This window comes from Propionicimonas sp. (genome assembly GCF_049840635.1).
Classification (GTDB): domain Bacteria; phylum Actinomycetota; class Actinomycetes; order Propionibacteriales; family Propionibacteriaceae; genus Propionicimonas.
Genome location: NZ_JASGKL010000005.1, coordinates 211,796 through 229,927, shown reverse-complemented (window position 1 = coordinate 229,927; position 18,132 = coordinate 211,796). Strand labels below are relative to the sequence as shown.

Here is an 18,132-nt window from a genome sequence, read left to right as displayed (position 1 = left end):
GAAACCAGTGGCGATCCTGTCTTCCCCCATCGTGGATCGCCGCGGAACCGCGTCGGAGCCGCCCGCAGAGGGCCGCCGACGCAGTCTCGTGGTCGAGTGGCTGGCCCATCCACAGGCCAGCTTCTACCTCGTGCTGGTGCCCGCGGTGCTGCTGCTGGGCCTCGGCGTGATGATGGTGCTGTCCGCGTCCAGCGTGTACGCGTTCGTCCGCTACGACGACGCCTACTACTTCGTGAAGCGGCAGGCGCTGTTCCTCGTCCTCGGCGGGGCGTTCGCCTTCGTCCTCGCCCAGCGCTCACCCAAGCAGCTGAAGGTGTTCGGCTGGATCCTCGTCGTCACGGCGCTGGTGCTGCAGGTGGCGACGTTCACCCCGCTCGGGTACTCCAACAACGGCAACACCAACTGGATCCGGTTCGGGTCCTGGTTCGGCATCCAGCCCTCGGAGCTGGCCAAGCTCGCGATCGTGGTGTGGAGCGCCGACCTGTTCGCCCGCAAGCACAAGCGGCTGTCCGACCCGCGGCACCTGCTGATCCCCTTCCTGCCCGTCTCGCTGATCCTGATCGGGTTGGTGGTGCTCCAGTCCGACCTCGGTACCGGGATGATCATGGGGGCGATCGTGCTGGTGGCCCTGTGGTACGTCGGGGCGTCGTGGAAGGTGATCGGCTCGCTGGTCGGCGTCGTCGCCCTCGGCGTCGGCGTCCTGGTGCTGACCACCCCGTACCGGATGTCCCGGATCCTCGGCTTCTTCAATCAGGACCTCGACCCCCTGGGCGTGAACCACCAGCCGATCAAGGCGATCTTCGCGCTCGCCTCCGGCGGCTGGTGGGGGCTCGGCCTGGGCGCGAGCCGCCAGAAGTGGGGTGGCCTCGTGGAGTCCCACACCGACTACATGCTCGCCGTGATCGGTGAGGAGCTCGGCCTGGTCGGGACGCTGCTCGTCCTGTCGCTGTTCCTCGTCCTCGGCTACGCGGGGTTCCGGATCGCGATGCGCTCCGACATCCGGTTCTGCCGGTACACCGCGGCAGGGATCACCAGCTGGTTCATGATCCAGGCCCTGGTCAACATCGCCGTCGTGCTGCGCATGATGCCGGTCCTCGGCGTCCCGCTGCCGCTGCTCTCCTACGGCGGGTCCGCGCTGATGGCCAACCTGATGGCGCTCGGCGTCCTGCTGGCCTGCGCGCGCCAGGAGCCGGAGGCGCGGGCGTTCGCGCGCCGCCGCGCCAGGGCCCACCGGCAGGCGCTGGTCACCACCGCGCAGGGACGCGGGTGAGATGACCCCGGTCCGGATCGTGCTGGCGGGAGGGGGGACGGCCGGCCACACCTCGCCGCTGATCGCGACCGCGCGGGCGCTGGAGTCGCTGGCCGACGTCGACATCACCTGCGTGGGCACGCCGAAGGGGCTGGAGACCAGGGTGGTCCCGGACGCCGGTCTCCGCCTGGAGCTGATCCCTCCGGTCCCGCTGCCACGCCGGCTCACCCCCGAACTGCTCCGCGTGCCCGGCCACCTCGCGCAGGCCGTCCGGGAGGCAGGGGCGATCCTCCGCCACCACTCCGCGCAGGTGGCGGTCGGTTTCGGCGGCTACGTGTCGCTGCCGGTCTACCTCGCCGCGCGCAGGGCGAAGGTGCCGCTGGTCCTGCACGAGGGCAACGCGGTCCCCGGGCTGGCCAACCGGATCGCCGCCCGGTTCACCCCGTACGTCGCGACCACCTTCCCCGAGACCAGCCTCCCGCACGCCACCCGGCTCGGCCTGCCCGTGCGCGCGGGGATCGCCACCCTCGACCGGGCTGCGCGCCGGCCCGCGGCCCGGGCGTCCTTCGGGCTGCCCGAGCGGGGGAGCGTGCTGCTCGTCAGCGGCGGTTCCCAGGGCGCCCGCAGCCTCAACCTCGCCACCCTCGGCGCTGTGGACCGGCTGATGGCCCGCGGGATCAGCGTCCTGCACGTGCTGGGACCGGCCAACCTCACCCCGGAGACCGTCGCCCGCACGGACCCCGACACGGGAGCGGCGTACGTCCCGGTCGGGTACGTGGACGAGATGGGGGACGCCTACGCCGCGGCCGACCTGATGCTCGGACGGTCGGGCGCGGGCACGGTGATGGAGACGGCGATGACCGGGCTGCCGACGATCTTCGTCCCGCTGCCGCACGGCAACGGCGAGCAGGCGCGCAACGCCACCTTCCTCGTCGAGGCCGCCGCCGGCGTGCTCATCGCCGATGCGGACCTCGACGCGGACCGCGTCGTCCGCGAGGTCACCGGGCTCCTCGACGACCCGGACCGGCTGGCCCGGATGTCCGCGGACTGCCGCCGGCTGGTGCCGGCGGACGCGTCCGCGGCCCTGGCCCGGTTGGTGCTCGACGTCGCGGAGCAGCGACACTGAACCCATGCTGATCGAACCCGTCCCGCTGGTGCCGGTCGCCGAGCTCGGCGGTGTGCACTTCATCGCCATCGGCGGCGCCGGGATGAGCGGTGTCGCCGCGATGTACGCGCAGGCGGGGGTGCCGGTCAGCGGGAGCGACCAGGCCGACTCGGCGACGCTCGCCGAGTTGCGGGACCTGGGCGTCCGCACGTACGTCGGGCACGACGCGACCCAGCTGGGCGACGCCACGACGGTGGTGGTGTCCTCGGCCGTGCGCGAGAGCAACCCGGAGCTCGCCGAGGCGCGGCGCAGGGGCCTGCGCATCTGGCACCGCAGCACGGCGCTCGCCGCGCTGATGGCGGGCCGGACGGGCGTTGCGGTCACCGGCACCCACGGCAAGACCACCACCTCGGCCATGGCCGCGACACTGCTCGCCGGGGCGGGCGCCGACCCCAGCTGGGTCGTGGGCTCCCCGCTCGCCGCGACCGGGCACGCCTGGCACGTCGGCGCCGGCGAGGCGTTCGTCGTGGAGGCGGACGAGAGCGACGGCTCGTTCCTGCAGTACCCGGCCTCGATCGTCGTGGTCACCAACATCGAGGCCGACCACCTCGACAACTGGGGGACGCCGCAGGCCTACGGCGAGGGCTTCGTCCGGCTCGTGACAGCCGACGCGGTCCGCACGGTCGTGCTGAGCGCCGACGACCCGGGCACCCGGGCACTGGAGGTCCGGGCGAGGGCGGCGGGTAAGTCCGTCGTGACCTTCGGCGAGTCCGAGGGCGCCGACGTCCGGCTCAGCGGACTGGCGTATCCGCCGTCGGGGGCGACGGCGACGCTGACGGCCGACGGCGACACGGGGCCGCTGACGCTCGCAGTGCCCGGCCGCTACAACCTCCACAACGCCGCGGCGGCGTACGCGGTCGGCAGGACGCTCGGCCTCCCCGGTGACCTGCTGCGGGCGGGTGCGACCGACTTCGCGGGGACGCAGCGCCGGTTCCAGCCGGTCGGCGAGGCCCGCGGCGTCCGGGTGTTCGACGACTACGCGCACCACCCCACAGAGGTTGCGGCCACGCTGACCGCGGCGCGCGGGCTCGTCGGTGAGGGTCGGCTGGTCGCCTGCTTCCAGCCGCACCTGTTCACCCGCACCCGTGAGTTCGCCGGCGAGTTCGGACGGGCGCTCGGCCTGGCCGACGAGGTGCTGGTGCTGGGCATCTACCCCGCGCGGGAGGACCCGATCCCCGGCGTCAGCGGCCGGCTGGTCGCCGACGCGGCGGAAGCGGCGGCCCCCGGTCGCGTCCGCTACGTGGAGGCGGTCGCGGACGCCGCGCCCGCCCTCGCGGCCCTGGTCGGGCCGGGAGACCTCGTCGTGACCCTCGGTGCGGGCGACGTGACGAAGGTCGGCCCTGCCCTCGCCCGGCTCCTGGAGCAGGGATGAGTGAGGTCCGCGACGCGACCGCGCGGTTGCAGCTGCGCCGGCGCGGCGACCGGAGGCGGCGCTGGCTGCGCTGGTTGGTCGCCGGTCTCGTCGTCGCCCTCCTCGCGGCCGCCGTCTGGGTGGTCGGGTTCTCACCCGTGCTCGCCGTCCGCGCGGTCACGGTCACGGGGACCGACGTCCTGACGAGGGCCGACGTCCTCGCCGCCGCGGACGTGGGGGTGGGGACGCCGATGGTCCGCCTGGACACCGGAGCCGTCGCCGACCGCGTCGCGGGGCTGCCGCCGGTCGCGTCGGTGACCGTGACCCGCAGCTGGCCGGGCACGGTGCGGGTCGCGGTGACGGAGCGGGAGCCGCGACTGGCCATCCCCGCCGGCGGCGGCTACCTGCTCGCGGACGCGGAGGGCGTGGTCTTCCGGGCCGTCCACACCGCACCGTCAGGCCTGGTCGTGGTGGACGCGGATCCGGACGACCAGCAGGTGCTGGTCGACGTGGGGACAGTGTTCTCCTCGCTCAGCCCACAGACGGCGTCGAAGGTGTCCCGGCTGGCCGCGCCGAGCCGGGACGGCATCGAGCTGCGCCTCACCGATGGCGCCAGGGTGATCTGGGGGAGCGCGGACGACTCCGCGCTGAAGAGCGAGGTGCTGGACGCGCTGCTGCCGCTCGGCGGCACCGAGTTCAACGTCTCCGCGCCCGCCTTTCCTACCCGGCGATGAATTCCGGCCCAACCCTGAACCCCAACTTGAGGGACACGCCGAGCCCACAGGCATTCTTGGACAACCCCAAAACGGGGTGCCTAGCCTTGGGCTCACGCCGAAGCTGTTGCCTTCCCCGGTTCGCCCGCTTCGTCGAACCAATGACGTCAAGGCATCAATTGCAGAAGTAAAGGGTGGGATTCGTGGCCACTGCGTCCCAGAACTACCTCGCGATCATCAAGGTGGTCGGAGTCGGCGGCGGCGGCGTGAACGCCGTGAACCGGATGATCGAGTCGGGCCTTCGGGGCGTCGAGTTCATCGCGGTGAACACGGACGCCCAGGCACTGTTGATGAGCGACGCCGACGTGAAACTCGACATCGGCCGCGACCTCACCCGTGGCCTCGGCGCGGGCGCTGACCCGGCCAAGGGCCGCCAGGCCGCCGAGGACCACGCGGACGAGATCGAGGAGGTGCTCAAGGGCGCCGACATGGTCTTCGTGACCGCGGGCGAGGGCGGCGGCACCGGCACCGGCGGCGCGCCGGTCGTCGCGCGTATCGCGCGCTCGCTGGGCGCGCTGACCATCGGCGTCGTGACGCGCCCCTTCAGCTTCGAGGGCCGACGCCGCTCGAGCCAGGCCGAGGACGGCATCGGCACCCTCCGCGAGGAGGTCGACACCCTGATCGTCATCCCCAACGACAAGCTGCTGGAGATGACCGACCACCACGTGGCGATCCTGGACGCGTTCCGCCAGGCCGACCAGGTGCTGATGCAGGGCGTGTCCGGCATCACCGACCTGATCACGACGCCCGGCCTGATCAACCTGGACTTCGCCGACGTGAAGGCCGTCATGCAGAACGCCGGCTCGGCGCTGATGGGCATCGGTTCGGCCCGCGGCGAGGACCGGGCGCGCGCCGCGGCCGAGATGGCCGTCTCCTCGCCCCTGCTGGAGGCCAGCATCGACGGCGCCCACGGCGTGCTCCTCTCGATCGCCGGCGGGTCCGACCTGGGCCTGTTCGAGGTCTCCGCCGCGGCGAACCTCATCGAGGCGGCGGCCCACGAGGACGCGAACATCATCTTCGGCACGGTCATCGACGACGCGCTCGGCGACGAGGTGCGGGTGACCGTGATCGCGGCGGGCTTCGACGGCGGGCAGCCGCCGCGCAAGCCCGTGGCCCGTCCCGAGGTGCGCAGGCCGGAGCCGGTGGTGTCGCGTCCGACCCCCACGCCTGTGGCCGTGCAGCCCGAAGAGGCGGAGGAGGAGACCGCTGCGGCCCCGCAGCCCGTCCTCAAGCCGGCTCCGAAGATCGAGGAGCCCCCCGCGGACGACGACGACCTCGACGTTCCCGACTTCCTGAAGTAGAGCCCGCCCGCGCTGTGTTCAGCTTCCGTAACGACCCCGGCGCCGACGGCGTCGGGGTCGCGTTCTTCGACGCCGTCGCCCCCGACGGCGGCCGGCTCGACCTGAGCCTGCTCTGGCCGGACGCGTGGCGCGCCCCGGACTGGGACCGGGCGGAAGCCGAACTCGGTGTCCCTGTCCTGAACGTCCACCAGGTCCACGGCGACCGGGTGGTCGTGGTGGACGCGGGGACCGACCCGCGTGCCCTCGCCGCGGAAGAGGCGGACGCCCTGGTCACGACGGCACGGGGAATCGCGCTGGCGGTTCGGGCGGCCGACTGCCTTCCGGTGCTGTTCGCCGACACCGCGGGAGGGGTCGTGGGAGCAGCGCACGCCGGCAGGGTGGGCCTTGGTGCCGGTGTCCTGCCCGCCACCGTCGCCGCGATGAGCCGACTCGGTGCGTCGACGATCGCCGTCTGGATCGGGCCGCACATCTGCGGCGACTGCTACGAGGTCCCTGCGACCCTGCGCGATGAGTTCGGCGCACTGCACCCGGCAGCGGTCGCGGCCACGAGCTGGGGGACCCCGTCGCTCGACCTCGGTGCGGCGGCCCGGGCCCAGCTGGAGGCGCTCGACTGCACGGTCGTCCGGGTCGACCCGTGCACCCGCACGACGCCCACGCTCCACTCCTTCCGCCGTGACGCCGCCGCATCCGGTCGCCAGGCCGGCGTCGTCTGGCTCCTCTGACCTCGGCAGGGTCGGCGTGCCTTTCCGGACGGAACGGTGTGCGCGGCTAGCATCAATCGGGACTGGCGACACGTAGGGAGCAAACGATGGCTGATCGCTTCAAGAAGGCGGCCGTGTGGCTCGGCCTCGTCTCTGACAACGACTACGCGGAGGTCGAGCCCGACCTCGACGAGGTCACCGAACAGGTGGTGGATCCCCGGCAGGCCGAGGAGAAGCCCGCGTCCGCGCCGGCCACGGTCACCGAGCTGGAGACCCGGCGCCCCGCCAAGGAGCACCCGCGGGTGGCGGACATCAACCGGATCACCACCGTGCACCCGCGCACCTACAACGAGGCCCGCACCATCGGGGAGAACTTCCGCGACGGGATTCCCGTGATCATGAACCTCGGCGACATGGAGGACGCGGACGCGAAGCGCCTCGTCGACTTCTCCGCCGGCCTGATCTTCGGACTGCGTGGCAGCATTGAACGCATCACCAGCAAGGTGTTCCTGCTGTCGCCCCACAACGTGACCGTTGCCGCGGAGGACAAGGAACGCCTCGCCGGAGGGTTCTTCAACCAGTCCTGAAAGGCGCGTCCCATGGGCCCGGTGCTCGTCGTCATCCACGGGCTCTGCGGGGCGTTCCTCGCCCTGCTCACCCTGCGCGCGGTGCTGTCGCTGGTGCCGCTGTTCATCCGGAACTGGGAGCCGGCCGGCGGCCTGCGGGTGCTCTCTGAGCTCGTCCTCACCCTCACCGACCCACCCCTGCGGGCCCTGCGGAGGGTGCTGCCGGTGGTCCGGCTGGGCGACCTCCGCCTCGACGTGGCCTTCACCGTCCTCTACGTGGTGATCGCGCTGCTGGTGAGCTGGCTGTGAATGTCTTGACCTCGGGTTTACCCCTGCGAGCCACGAATTCTGCCGCTCTTGGACGGAGCTTTCCCGACGCACTAGCCTGAGAACGCCCTTCGGGGCCCGCTCGCGCGGGTCCCGGTACCGATCACGTGAGGTGAGCAATGACCCTGACCCTCGAACAGGTCCGCCAGACCCGCTTCCACCTGGCCCGGCGGAACGGCTACGAGCCCGTGGACGTCGACAACTTCGTCGACAAGGTCGAGGCCACCCTCTCACAGCTCACCGAGGAGAACGCGACCCTCAAGCAGCAGGTCGACGCCCTCGGCTCGAGCGAGCCGTCGAGCATCTTCGTGCCGGGCGACTCCGCCGAGGCGGACAAGCTGAAGGCCGACCTGCAGGGCCGCCAGAGCGAGCTGGACGGGGTCAAGGGCGAGCTCGCAGGCAAGGACGAGGAGCTCGCGCAGCGCGCCCAGGAACTCGAGCAGGCCCGCGGCGAGTTGTCCGCGGCGCAGTCCGAGCTGGAGTCGCTCCGCAACCAGGTCGCCCAGCTCCAGCAGGCGGCGGCCCAGCCGGCTCCGGCCGAGCCCACCGCGCCGGTCGGCAAGGTCGAGAACATCGTGGTGACGTCGTCGGCGGAGGCCTCGCCCGCGGTCACCCGGCTGCTGCAGATGGCCACCGAGCAGGCCGAGCGCCTCGTCGGCGAGGCCCAGGTCGAGGCGCAGAAGATCGTCTCGTCCGCCCGCGCCGAGGCCGAGAGCGTCATCGACAGCGCCAACAAGAAGTCCCACGAGAGCCTGACCGACGCCCGCACGCGCGCCGACCGGATCGAGTCCGAGGCCCGGGTCAACGCGGAGAAGGTCACCACTGAGGCCCAGCAGCGGGCGGACGCGGTGAACGGCCAGGCCGACGCCCGCCGCGCCGAGCTGTTCACGGCGCTCGAGCAGGAGCGCGACACGCTGCGGGGCAAGGTCGACCACCTGCGCAGCTTCGAGTCGTCCTTCCGCACGAACATGGCCAACCACCTGCAGAGCCAGATCTCGGCCCTCACGGAGGCCACGATCGAGCCGTCCGACACCCCGGCGATCCTCAGCGAACCGGCGCCCGAGTCGGCCACCCCGCGGCTGGACGCCCTGCTCAGCGAAGGCAACTGATCGCCTGATCCCCACCGGACGCCGCCCCTCGGGGCGGCGTCCGGCGTTTCCGGAGGGAGGTCGCCGGGCAGGTGGTACTCTCCCTGCTCAGACATCAGCAGGAGGAGTTTTTGATGGCGTCGGCACGCACCCGGGAGACCACGGTCACCCCCAGGCCCGCGGCCTCCTTCCCTGTGGCCGAGGGTGAGGATCCCTGGACCGAGGAAGAGGTCGAGGAGATCCGCCAGGAACTCCTCGCGGACATCGCCCGCATGGAGCGGGCCATCGAGGTCGCCGAGGCCGGGCTGGCCGACCTGTTCGAGGAGGGCACGGACGGTGCGGGCCGCGACCCCGCCGACGTCGGCTCCTCCAACTTCGAGCGCGACCAGGAGATGTCGCTGGCCCAGAACGCCAGGGACATGCTGGAGCAGGCGCAGCTGGCGTACCGCCTGTTCGAGTCCGGCGACTACGGCATCTGCGAGTCGTGCGGCCAGCCGATCGGCAAGGACCGCCTCCAGGTGTTCCCCCGCGCCACCATGTGCGTGGCCTGCAAGCAGCGGGAGGAACGGCGATAGCCGGCGAGGACGTCGTGGTGTCCGACCAGGTGGTGCCCGCCGCGCCCGCGGCGCGGGTGGGACGCCTGCGTGCCCTGTGCCTCGGCATCGCGGTGGTCGGCTACGGCGTCGACCTGTTCGTCAAGAACCTCGCGCTGGCGAACCTCGACCCGCAGAACCCCGTCCCGCTGCTCGGAGGGCTGGTCACCCTCCAGCTGATCCGCAACCCGGGGGCGGCGTTCAGCATGGGGGAGAACTTCACGGTCGCCCTCACGGTCGTCGCGATCGCCGCGCTCGTCGGCGTCCTCGCGTTCATCGTCCCCCGCGTGCGGCACCGGGGCTGGGCGGTGGCGATCGGGCTGCTGCTGGCCGGGATCATGGGCAACCTCTCCGACCGGCTGTTCCGGGAGCCCGGGCCGTTCCACGGGCACGTGATCGACTTCATCCAGCTGCCGTACTTCGCCATCTTCAACGTGGCGGACATGTTCATCACCGCCGCCGCGGTGCTGGTCATCTGGCTCTCCATGGTCTCCCAGGTCTCGCTCGGCGGCGTCCGGCTGAAGGAGCAGGCCTCCTCCGGCGATGAGTAGCGTCTGGCTGGTCCCCGACGGCCTCGATGGCGACAGGGTGGACGCGGCCGCCGCGCGCATGACCGGGCTGTCCCGCAGCAGGGTCTCCGAACTCGCCGACGCCGGGCAGGTGCAGGTGAACTCGGTCGTCGTGCCGAAGTCCCACCGGGTGCGGGCCGGGGACCTGCTCGAGGTCGAGATCACGTCCGCGCCCACCGTCCAGGTCGTGCCGAGCGAGGTGGCCGGCATCCGGATCGTCCACGACGACGCCGACATCGTCGTCGTCGACAAGCCCGCCGGCGTGGCCGCGCACCCGAGCCTCGGGTGGGACGGGCCGTCCGTCGTCGAGCACCTCGCCGCGGCCGGTTTCCGGATCTCCACCTCGGGGGCGGCCGAGCGCCAGGGCATCGTGCAACGCCTGGACGTCGGCACGTCCGGCCTGATGGTGGTCGCCAAGAGCGAGCCCGCATACACGGCGCTCAAACGTGCATTCCGGTCCCGCGAAGTTGAGAAGACGTACCACACGCTCGTCCAGGGCCACCCCGATCCGTTCGAGGGGACGATCGACGCCCCCATCGGACGGCACCCCGGCGCGGACTACCGGATGGCCGTAGTGGCGGGCGGTCGGCACAGCATCACCCACTACCGGATGCTGGAGGCCTTCCCGGCCGTCACGCTGCTGGAGGTCCACCTCGAAACCGGCCGTACCCACCAGATTCGCGTGCACATGCAGGCGATCCGGCACCCGTGCGTCGGCGACCCGACCTATGGCGGCGATCCGGTCCTGGCTGCCCGCCTGGGGCTGGAGCGGCAGTGGCTGCATGCCGTGGAACTGGCCTTCGTCCACCCCGGGACCGGGGAGTTGGTGAGGTTCTCGTCAGGATACCCTGAGGACCTCAGGGCAGCGCTGGAGCTCGTCCGCGGCTGACCCGTGCCCGGAAGGCCGTCCCGCGGTCGGCTATCGTGTTGTGACGTGCGTAGAGCAAAGATTGTGTGCACGATCGGCCCAGCGACCGATTCTGCGGAAGCCATCGTCAAGCTTGTCGAAGCGGGGATGAACGTCGCCCGGCTGAACATGAGCCACGGCGACCATGTGATCCATGCCAAGCGAGTGGCCTGGATCCGAGACGCCGCTCGGACGGTCGGCCGCCCGATCGGGATCTTCGCGGACCTGCAGGGGCCGAAGATCCGGCTCGGCGAGTTCGCGGACGGGTCGGCGATGCTCGAGCCCGGAGCGACCTTCACGATCACCACCGAGGACGTGCCCGGAACGGCCGAGCGCGCGTCCACCACCCTGAAGACCCTCACCGATGACGTGCGTCCCGGTGACCAGATCCTGATCAACGACGGCGCGATCGAGCTGCGCGCCGTCGAGGTCACCGACACCGACGTGGTCACCGAGGTGGTCATCGGCGGCAAGGTGTCCGACCACAAGGGGATCAACCTTCCCGGCGTGCCCGTGAGCGTGCCGGCCCTGAGCGACAAGGACGAGCGTGACCTGCGCTGGGCGCTGCGCCACGGCGTCGACATGGTCGCGCTGTCGTTCGTCCGCAACGCCTCCGACGTCGAGCCCGTCCGGAAGGTGATGGAGGAGGAGGGGCGCGTCGTCCCGGTCATCGCCAAGCTGGAGAAGCCGCAGGCGATCGAGAACCTGTACGAGGTGATCGACTCCTTCGACGCCTTCATGGTCGCCCGCGGCGACCTCGGCGTGGAGCTGCCGCTGGAGGAGGTGCCGGGTGTCCAGAAGCGGATCATCGACGCGGCCCGCGCCTGGGCGAAGCCCGTGATCGTCGCGACCCAGATGCTGGAGTCGATGATCACCGCGCACCGCCCCACGCGCGCGGAGGCGTCCGACGTGGCCAACGCGATCCTGGACGGGGCGGACGCGGTGATGCTGTCCGGCGAGACGGCGGTGGGGGACTACCCCTTCGACGCGGTCGGCGTGATGGCGCGGATCATCGCCCGCACCGAGGACGAGGGCCTCGACAAGATCCGGGCCCTGAACTGGAACCCGCACACCACCTCGGGCGTCATCTCGAAGGCCGCCGTCGACGTGGCGGAGCGGACGGGCGCGAAGTACCTGGCGGCGTTCACGATCTCCGGGGACACCCCGCACCGGTTGGCCCGGCTGCGTTCGGAGGTGCCGATCATGGCGTTCACCCCGCTGCCCAAGACTGCCCAGGAGCTCACCCTCTGCTGGGGCGTGCAGAGCTACGTCACGCCGGAGTACACGAACACCGACGCGATGGTTGACTCCGTCCAGACGGCGCTCACCGAGACCGGTTTCCTGCACCACGGCGACCGCGTCGTGATCGTCGCCGGCAACCCCGGTCGCCACTCGCGCCAGACGAACTCCCTGCGCGTCTACGAGATGGACTGACCGCACCCGTTCCCACCAGGAGGGCCGCCGGGTTTCCCGGCGGCCCTCCGCGCGTCCCGTCCACCACAAGGTGGACGCTTTGTGGTGAGTTCTCCGCAAATGCGTCCCCTCTGTGGTGGCGGCGGGTTGCGTCCACAACAAGGTGGACGGATTGTCGTGAGTTCGCCGCAGAAGCGTCCACCTTGTGGTGGTGGTGGTGGCCCTCCCGGGCGCTCGCTCTCGGCGCCGTCCATGCTGTTGAGGGCCACCTGCCTTGTCATCCCGGCGGAAGCCGGGATCTCGATGTCGATCGCGCGGGTTTCGAGAGAGCGAGGTCGCGTCCCCTTTGTGGTGGCGGCGGGTTGCGTCCACGACACGGTGGACGGATTGTCGTGAGTTCGCCGCAGAAGCGTCCACCTTGTGGTGGTGGTGGCCCTCCCGGGCGCTCGCTCTCGGCGCCGTCCATGCTGTTGAGGGCCACCTGCCTTGTCATCCCGGCGGAAGCCGGGATCTCGATGTCGATCGCGCGGGTTTCGAGAGAGCGAGGTCGCGTCCCCTTTGTGGTGGCGGCGGGTGGCGTCCACGACACGGTGGACGGATTGTCGTGAGTTCGCCGCAGATGCGTCCACCTTGTGGTGGTGGCTGCGGACGATCCGGGCGTGTGGGGCGTCGAGGCGGCGGGTACAGAGGGGGAAGCCGAGGGCAGGAGTGCGAGATGACGACGCGGACGACCGAGGAGTGCCCGGTGTGCGGGGCGGCGGTGGACGCGGCCACGGCGCCGTCCGCGGTGCACGACGCCCAGACCTACCACTTCTGCTCGGACGAGTGCCGTGAGGCCTTCCTCGCCGATCCCGGCCGCCACGTGGGCAACACCGGCAGCTGACGGCGATACCTACCCGGCCTCGAGGAGCTCCAGCACGGCGCGCTCCAGCGCGGCCTGCCTCGCCTGCGCGGTGCGGTACCGGCGGGATGCGGCCGCGGCGATCGTCGCTCCCGACTCGTAGCAGTCGATGATCCGCGGATCGACGTAGGCGGACCTGGCCACTGCGGGGGTGTTGCCGAGGTAGCCCGCCACGTCGCGGACGGCCTGGCGGACGGCGCGGCCGCGCGACGCAGCGCTGCGACCGGGCTCCTCGCTCAGCGCGAGCGACTCCGCCGCGATCACGGTCGCGTGCCACGTGCGGAAGTCCTTCGCGGTGAGGCCGCCGTCGAAGAGTTCGGCGAGGTACGCGTTCACGCTTCCCGAGGTCAGGTCCGCCCATCCGCCGCCGCCGCGATAGGCCAGCAGCCGCCGGCCCCCGTCCCTGCGCGAGCGGAGAGTCCCCAGCGCCGCGATCGCGGCGGGATCACTGATCGTGACCAGGTGCTCGATGCCGGACTTGCCGACGAACCGGAACACCAGTTGCCGGCCGTGCCTGCGGACGTGGTGCCGCTCCAGCGTGGTCAGGCCGAACGAGCCGTGGGCGTCCGCGTACAGGTCGTTCCCGATCCGGAAGTAGCCCAGGTCGAGCAGCCGGACGGCGAGGGCTGCGGCGCGATCGAGCGGCATGCCGTCGCGGGCGAGGTCGCGGGTCACCCGTGCCCTCGCCCGCGGCAGGTCGGCGGCCGCGCGGGCGACCCGGTCGAACTTCAGCCGGTCCCGCCGTTCGCGCCAGGCGGGGTGGTAGAGGTACTGGCGGCGACCGGCGGCGTCCACGCCGGTCGCCTGCAGGTGGCCGTTGGCATACGGGCAGATCCAGACGTCGCGCCACGCCGGCGGGATCACGAGGGCGGCGACCCGATCGCGCTCCTCAGCCGTGAGCGGCCGGCCCTCGGCGTCCGTGTAGCTGAACCCGCGGCCGTGCCGCGTCCGGCGCCACCCGGGGACGTTGGGCGAGACCCTGCGAAGTCGCGGCACACCGCACTGCTACCCGCACAGCGGCGGGCCCATTCCTCAGGCGACGACCACGTGGACGCCGAGCGCGCGCAGGCGGTCGAGTTCGGACGCGTCCGCGGAGTCGTCGGTGACCAGCATGTCGATCTCGGCGATCTCGGCCATCGGCGCGAACGCCGACCGGCCGACCTTCGAGCCGTCCGCGACCACGACGGTGCGTTCGGCCTTGCTGACCATGGCGTGGTTGGTGCGCGCCTCGGTCTCGTCGTGGGTGGTGACACCGTCGGCTGCCGAGATCCCGTCGGCGCCCAGGATGGCCGTGCCGACGTGTTTGACCGCGTGGAACGTCCCCTCGGCCAGGACACCGACCAGTTCGAGTGACTGCGGACGCAGGATCCCGCCCGTCATCACGACCTTCAGGCGCGGGAACCGGGCCATCAGGGTGGCGATCGTCAGCGAGTTGGTGATGACGGTCAGGTCGGTGTGCCAGGCGAGTTCCCGGGCGACGGCTGCGGTGGTGGTGCCCCCGCTGAAGCTCACCGCCTGCCGCTCGTGCGGGATCAGTGCGGCGGCGGCCCTCGCGATCCGGAGCTTGGCGTCCGAGTAGCGGGTGTCCCGCAACGCGACCGGCACTTCTGCCGGTGAGCCCCCGACGGTCGCACCGCCGTGGGTGCGGACGAGCAGGCCCTGGTCGGCGAGCAGGCCGAGGTCACGCCGCAGGGTGGCGGCGGAGGCGCGGAAGTGCTGGCCGAGGTCCTGGATGGACGCCTCGCCGTGCTCGCTCACGTAGTCGAGGATGTCGGCCATCCGGCGCGACCGTTTCGGCGAACTGCCGAGCCCGGCGAGGGACGGGGTGTAGGGGCTGACCACGAATCGATCATCGCAGCTGCTCATTTGGGCGTCAATGTGCGCATTCTGTTGCGCGGAATGAGCGGTAGTCCCGACAATCTCGACATGGCGACCATCACGTTCCTCGGTGCGGGCAGCGTGGTGTTCACCCGCCAGCTGGTTGTCGACCTGCTCCGCTTCGAGGACCTGCCCACGCTGGACCTGGTGCTCCACGACATCGACCCGGACCGGCTGGACGTCGCGAGGGGCACGGCCCTGAACGTCGCGCGGCAGCTCGGCAGGGACCTCCGTGTGCGTGCGGAGCCCGAGCGCAGGGCGGCGCTGGACGGAGCGGACTTCGCTGTCAACATGGTCCAGGTCGGCGGGATCGACGCCACCCGCGTCGACCTGGAGGTGCCGGCGAAGCACGGCCTGCGCCAGACGATCGGCGACACCACCGGCGTCGGCGGCGTGTTCCGCGGATTGCGGACCTTCCCCGTCCTCTCCGGCATCGCGGACGACATGCGCGCCGTCTGCCCCGACGCGTGGCTGCTGAACTACACGAACCCGATGGCCATGAACGTCTGGTGGCTGGCCGAGGTCGCGCCGGAGCTGAAGGCGGTCGGCCTGTGCCACAGCGTCTACTGGACGGTGCACGACCTCTGCGAGCTGGTCGGCGTCCCGCTCGAGGGCACCCACTACCGGGCGGGCGGGGTGAACCACCAGGCGTGGCTGACCGAGTGGAGCCGCGACGGCGCCGACCTCTACCCGCTGCTGCGGCGCCGGATCGCCGAGGACCCGGGACTGGAGCGGAGGGTGCGGGTCGAGATCTTCTCCCGGATCGGCTTCTACCCGACCGAGACGAGCGAGCACTCCGCCGAGTACCTCGGCTGGTTCCTGCGCTCGGACGCCCAGGTCGAACGGTTCCGCCTGCGGCCGCTGGAGTACCTCCAGATCTCGGAGGACAACGTCGCGGAGTACGAACAGGCCCGCACGGTCCTCGCCGCGGGCGGCGACCTGCCCCTGCACGACGCGGACGACGCCGCCGAGTACGCGCCGCAGGTGATCCACTCGATGCTGACCGGGACGCCACGGGTCATCCACGCGAACGTGGTGAACCACGGCCTGATCGACAACCTTCCGCAGGGTGCGGTCGTCGAGGTGCCGGCCGACGTGGACGCGGACGGCCTGCGCCCGCAGCGGTTCGGCAGCGTCCCCACCGCGGGGGCAGCCCTCAACCGCAGCTACCTCTCGGTGGCGGAACTCACGGTCGCCGCCGCCCGGACGGGAGACCCGCGGCTGGTCCGACAGGCGGTGCTGGCCGACCCGAACGCCAGCTCAACCCTCACTCCCGACCGGATCTGGGCACTGTGCGACGCACTCACCGCCGCCCACGCCCGGTACCTGCCGCGCGCGCTCGGCGGCACCCTCGACCAGCCATGACGCTCACGTCCACGGGCGCCCTCGTCGAGGAGGCGGCAGCGCGCGGGAGCGCGGTCGTGGCCTTCAACGTGATCACGCTCGAGCAGGCGGAGGCCGTGGTGGCCGCCGCGGAGGAGACCGGCCGGCCCGTGGTCCTTCAGGTGAGCCAGAACGCGATCCGGTTCCGGAGGGGGTTCGCCCCGCTGCTCGCCGCCTGCCGCGAACTCGCCTGCGCCGCGGAGGCTCCGGTCGCCCTCCACTTGGACCACCTGGAAGACCCGGGGCTCGCGGGCGCCGCGCTCGAGCGCAGCGGGGAGCTGGGGGTCGGCTCGCTGATGTTCGACGCCTCCACGCTGCCGCACGAGGAGAACGCCGCCCTCACCGCTGACGTGGTCGCGGCGGGGCACGTCCACGGCCTGTGGGTCGAGGGCGAGCTCGGTGCGGTCGGGGGCAAGAACGGGGCGCACGCTCCCGGCGTCCGCACCGACCCCGGCGAGGCCAGGACGTTCGTCGACCGCACCGGCGTGGACGCCCTGGCGGTCGCGGTGGGCAGCAGTCATGCGATGGTCGAGCGAACGGCTCGCCTCGATCTGGCCCTGATTGCCCGGCTGCGCGACGCGGTGGGCGTCCCGCTGGTGCTGCACGGGAGCTCCGGAGTGCCCGATGACGTGCTGGCCGCCGCGGTCAGGGCCGGGATCCGCAAGGTCAACATCGGGACGGCGCTCGCTGTCGCGGGGACGGGGCGGCTCCGGGAGGAGCTGGCTGCGCGGCCGGACGCCGTCGACCCACGCTCCTACCTCGTCGGTGTGCGCGAGGCGACCACTCGTGCCGCCGCACACCTGCTCTGCGTCCTGGGCTGACTCCGCGACGGGGGCTGGTCCGCGGTCGCCCCGCGGCGGTCAGGCGGTCCCGAGCACCCTGTGCGCGTTGCCGCGGTACACCTTCTCCAGCACGTCGGGGGACAGGCCGAGACCGGAGACCGTCCAGCGGCCCTGGGGCGGGATCTCCTCCTCGGGCGCGTAGTCGAAGGCTTCGTCACAGGTCTCGAGGAACCGGTAGTGCAGCCGGTACTGCGCGGCACTGGCCGGGTAGCAGTCGGTGCCGAACAGGACGCGGTCGGCGTAGCGGGCGATGAACGCGGCGGCGTGGCGGGGCTGGCGGCCGAGCTCGGCGAGCCGGCCGGCGATGTCGACGTGGTAGTGCGGGGCGGCGTCGAGCAGCCGGGCGACCCGGTCGAGGTCCTCGGCGCAGCACCCGACGTGGGCGCCGATGAAGGTCGTACCCGGGCAGGCGAGGACGAGCCGGGAGTGCGCGTCGAGCAGGGTGTCGAAGCTCGGGTACCGGTCGGGATCGCCGAACCACCAGTCCGGCTGCCCCGCGAGCTCGTCGAGCCGCTCGTTGTGCGCGTCCAGCGGCTGGAAGAAGGCGATCGGGTCGGCGGTGTGGATGAGCACCGGCAGGCCGAGTTCTCCCGCGCGGGCGAGGACGGCGACCACGCGGTCGTCGTCGGGGGAGACGAGTGCTCCCGCGGCGTCGCGGACGTGCAGCCCGAGGGTCTTCCACACCTTCACTCCGCGGGCACCGCGTCGGGCGCTGTCCTCCAGCGCGGCGATGAGCAGGCGGACGCCGTCGGGCCGCGCGAGCAGCGTCCAGTCCAGCTGGCAGAAGGTGGCGAAGCGGCCGGGGTGCGCGCGGTCCAACCGGTCGAGGTTCGCCTCCAGCTCGTCCCCGGTCATGCCGTCGAGGTTCACGATCGTCTCGACGTGCTGCGCGTCCATCATCGCCAGCAGCGCACCGACGTCGGGGACGATCCAGTCGCCGTCGTCGCTGAGCCAGCGGCCGAGGTGGTTGTGGGCGTCGATGCACGGCACCAGCGGGACCGCTACCTCGGTGTGCGGCGTGCGCAGCTGGCTGCGCGGCCGCCAGTCCCGCAGGCGTAGTTCCTCGATGGCGAACATGGCAGCATCGTCGGCCCGCGCGCAGCCGGATTGCACGACAATGCCTCG

Annotated in this window: 19 protein-coding genes; 16 read left to right on the top strand and 3 right to left on the bottom strand. The window is 71.8% G+C overall.

Annotation, left to right across the window (positions count from 1 at the left end; all coding sequences use genetic code 11):
- Positions 1-7: 7 nt before the first annotated feature.
- The 14 genes from ftsW (at position 8) to QM779_RS07025 (ending at position 12,886) form a co-directional block, all read left to right on the top strand.
- Complete coding sequence (gene ftsW / locus QM779_RS07090; protein WP_428533650.1) at positions 8-1,270, top strand: putative lipid II flippase FtsW; 1,263 nt, start codon at positions 8-10, stop codon at positions 1,268-1,270.
- Between the two features lies 1 nt (position 1,271).
- The gene (gene murG, locus QM779_RS07085) at positions 1,272-2,375 is read left to right on the top strand and encodes an undecaprenyldiphospho-muramoylpentapeptide beta-N-acetylglucosaminyltransferase (protein ID WP_428533648.1); all 1,104 of its coding nucleotides are present in this window, start codon (positions 1,272-1,274) and stop codon (positions 2,373-2,375) included.
- Positions 2,376-2,379: 4 nt separating this feature from the next.
- Positions 2,380-3,786, top strand: a complete 1,407-nt coding sequence (gene murC / locus QM779_RS07080) for a UDP-N-acetylmuramate--L-alanine ligase (protein ID WP_428533646.1) — start codon at positions 2,380-2,382, stop codon at positions 3,784-3,786.
- Positions 3,783-4,499: a cell division protein FtsQ/DivIB gene (locus QM779_RS07075; RefSeq protein WP_428533644.1), complete on the top strand. Its 717-nt coding sequence runs from the start codon at positions 3,783-3,785 to the stop codon at positions 4,497-4,499. The genes murC and QM779_RS07075 overlap by 4 nt, the downstream gene beginning before the upstream one ends.
- 182 nt (positions 4,500-4,681) lie before the next feature.
- Positions 4,682-5,839 (top strand): cell division protein FtsZ, encoded by a 1,158-nt coding sequence (gene ftsZ, locus QM779_RS07070; RefSeq protein WP_428533642.1) that lies wholly within the window; start codon positions 4,682-4,684, stop codon positions 5,837-5,839.
- 14 nt (positions 5,840-5,853) lie between these two features.
- Entirely contained in the window at positions 5,854-6,561 is a 708-nt protein-coding gene (locus tag QM779_RS07065) for a polyphenol oxidase family protein (RefSeq protein ID WP_428533640.1), read from the top strand.
- Between the two features lie 86 nt (positions 6,562-6,647).
- A complete protein-coding gene (locus tag QM779_RS07060) occupies positions 6,648-7,127 on the top strand; it encodes a cell division protein SepF (RefSeq protein WP_428533638.1) in 480 nt (159 codons plus the stop codon).
- Between the two features lie 12 nt (positions 7,128-7,139).
- On the top strand, positions 7,140-7,415 hold the full coding sequence (locus QM779_RS07055) for a YggT family protein (protein WP_428533636.1): 276 nt from the start codon (positions 7,140-7,142) through the stop codon (positions 7,413-7,415).
- 137 nt (positions 7,416-7,552) lie between these two features.
- A complete protein-coding gene (locus QM779_RS07050; protein ID WP_428533634.1) occupies positions 7,553-8,542 on the top strand; it encodes a DivIVA domain-containing protein in 990 nt (329 codons plus the stop codon).
- 113 nt (positions 8,543-8,655) lie between these two features.
- Positions 8,656-9,096: a TraR/DksA family transcriptional regulator gene (locus QM779_RS07045; protein WP_428533632.1), complete on the top strand. Its 441-nt coding sequence runs from the start codon at positions 8,656-8,658 to the stop codon at positions 9,094-9,096.
- 32 nt (positions 9,097-9,128) lie between these two features.
- Positions 9,129-9,665, top strand: coding sequence for a signal peptidase II (locus QM779_RS07040; protein ID WP_428538348.1), 537 nt, complete (start codon positions 9,129-9,131; stop codon positions 9,663-9,665).
- Entirely contained in the window at positions 9,658-10,572 is a 915-nt protein-coding gene (locus tag QM779_RS07035; protein WP_428533630.1) for an RluA family pseudouridine synthase, read from the top strand. Before QM779_RS07040 ends, QM779_RS07035 begins: the two co-directional genes overlap by 8 nt.
- Positions 10,573-10,617: 45 nt before the next feature.
- Positions 10,618-12,024 carry a pyruvate kinase gene (gene pyk / locus QM779_RS07030; RefSeq protein WP_428533628.1) on the top strand — a complete coding sequence of 469 codons (1,407 nt, stop codon included), beginning with the start codon at positions 10,618-10,620 and terminating at the stop codon, positions 12,022-12,024.
- A 694-nt stretch (positions 12,025-12,718) separates the two neighbouring features.
- Positions 12,719-12,886 carry a YHS domain-containing protein gene (locus tag QM779_RS07025; protein ID WP_428533626.1) on the top strand — a complete coding sequence of 56 codons (168 nt, stop codon included), beginning with the start codon at positions 12,719-12,721 and terminating at the stop codon, positions 12,884-12,886.
- A 9-nt stretch (positions 12,887-12,895) separates the two neighbouring features.
- Here QM779_RS07025 and QM779_RS07020 read toward each other — a convergent pair whose 3' ends face one another.
- Positions 12,896-13,900 carry a DNA topoisomerase IB gene (locus QM779_RS07020; RefSeq protein WP_428533624.1) on the bottom strand — a complete coding sequence of 335 codons (1,005 nt, stop codon included), beginning with the start codon at positions 13,898-13,900 and terminating at the stop codon, positions 12,896-12,898.
- A 36-nt stretch (positions 13,901-13,936) separates the two neighbouring features.
- Positions 13,937-14,683 carry a DeoR/GlpR family DNA-binding transcription regulator gene (locus QM779_RS07015; RefSeq protein WP_428538345.1) on the bottom strand — a complete coding sequence of 249 codons (747 nt, stop codon included), beginning with the start codon at positions 14,681-14,683 and terminating at the stop codon, positions 13,937-13,939.
- 147 nt (positions 14,684-14,830) lie between these two features.
- Here QM779_RS07015 and melA point away from each other — a divergent pair, with 147 nt between their 5' ends.
- Together melA and QM779_RS07005 are read left to right on the top strand one after the other, a co-directional pair.
- The gene (gene melA / locus QM779_RS07010) at positions 14,831-16,147 is read left to right on the top strand and encodes an alpha-galactosidase (protein WP_428533622.1); all 1,317 of its coding nucleotides are present in this window, start codon (positions 14,831-14,833) and stop codon (positions 16,145-16,147) included.
- The gene (locus QM779_RS07005; protein WP_428533620.1) at positions 16,144-16,986 is read left to right on the top strand and encodes a class II fructose-bisphosphate aldolase; all 843 of its coding nucleotides are present in this window, start codon (positions 16,144-16,146) and stop codon (positions 16,984-16,986) included. The genes melA and QM779_RS07005 overlap by 4 nt, the downstream gene beginning before the upstream one ends.
- Positions 16,987-17,025: 39 nt before the next feature.
- Here QM779_RS07005 and QM779_RS07000 read toward each other — a convergent pair whose 3' ends face one another.
- Positions 17,026-18,084 carry an amidohydrolase family protein gene (locus tag QM779_RS07000; RefSeq protein ID WP_428533618.1) on the bottom strand — a complete coding sequence of 353 codons (1,059 nt, stop codon included), beginning with the start codon at positions 18,082-18,084 and terminating at the stop codon, positions 17,026-17,028.
- Between the last annotated feature and the right edge of the window lie 48 nt (positions 18,085-18,132).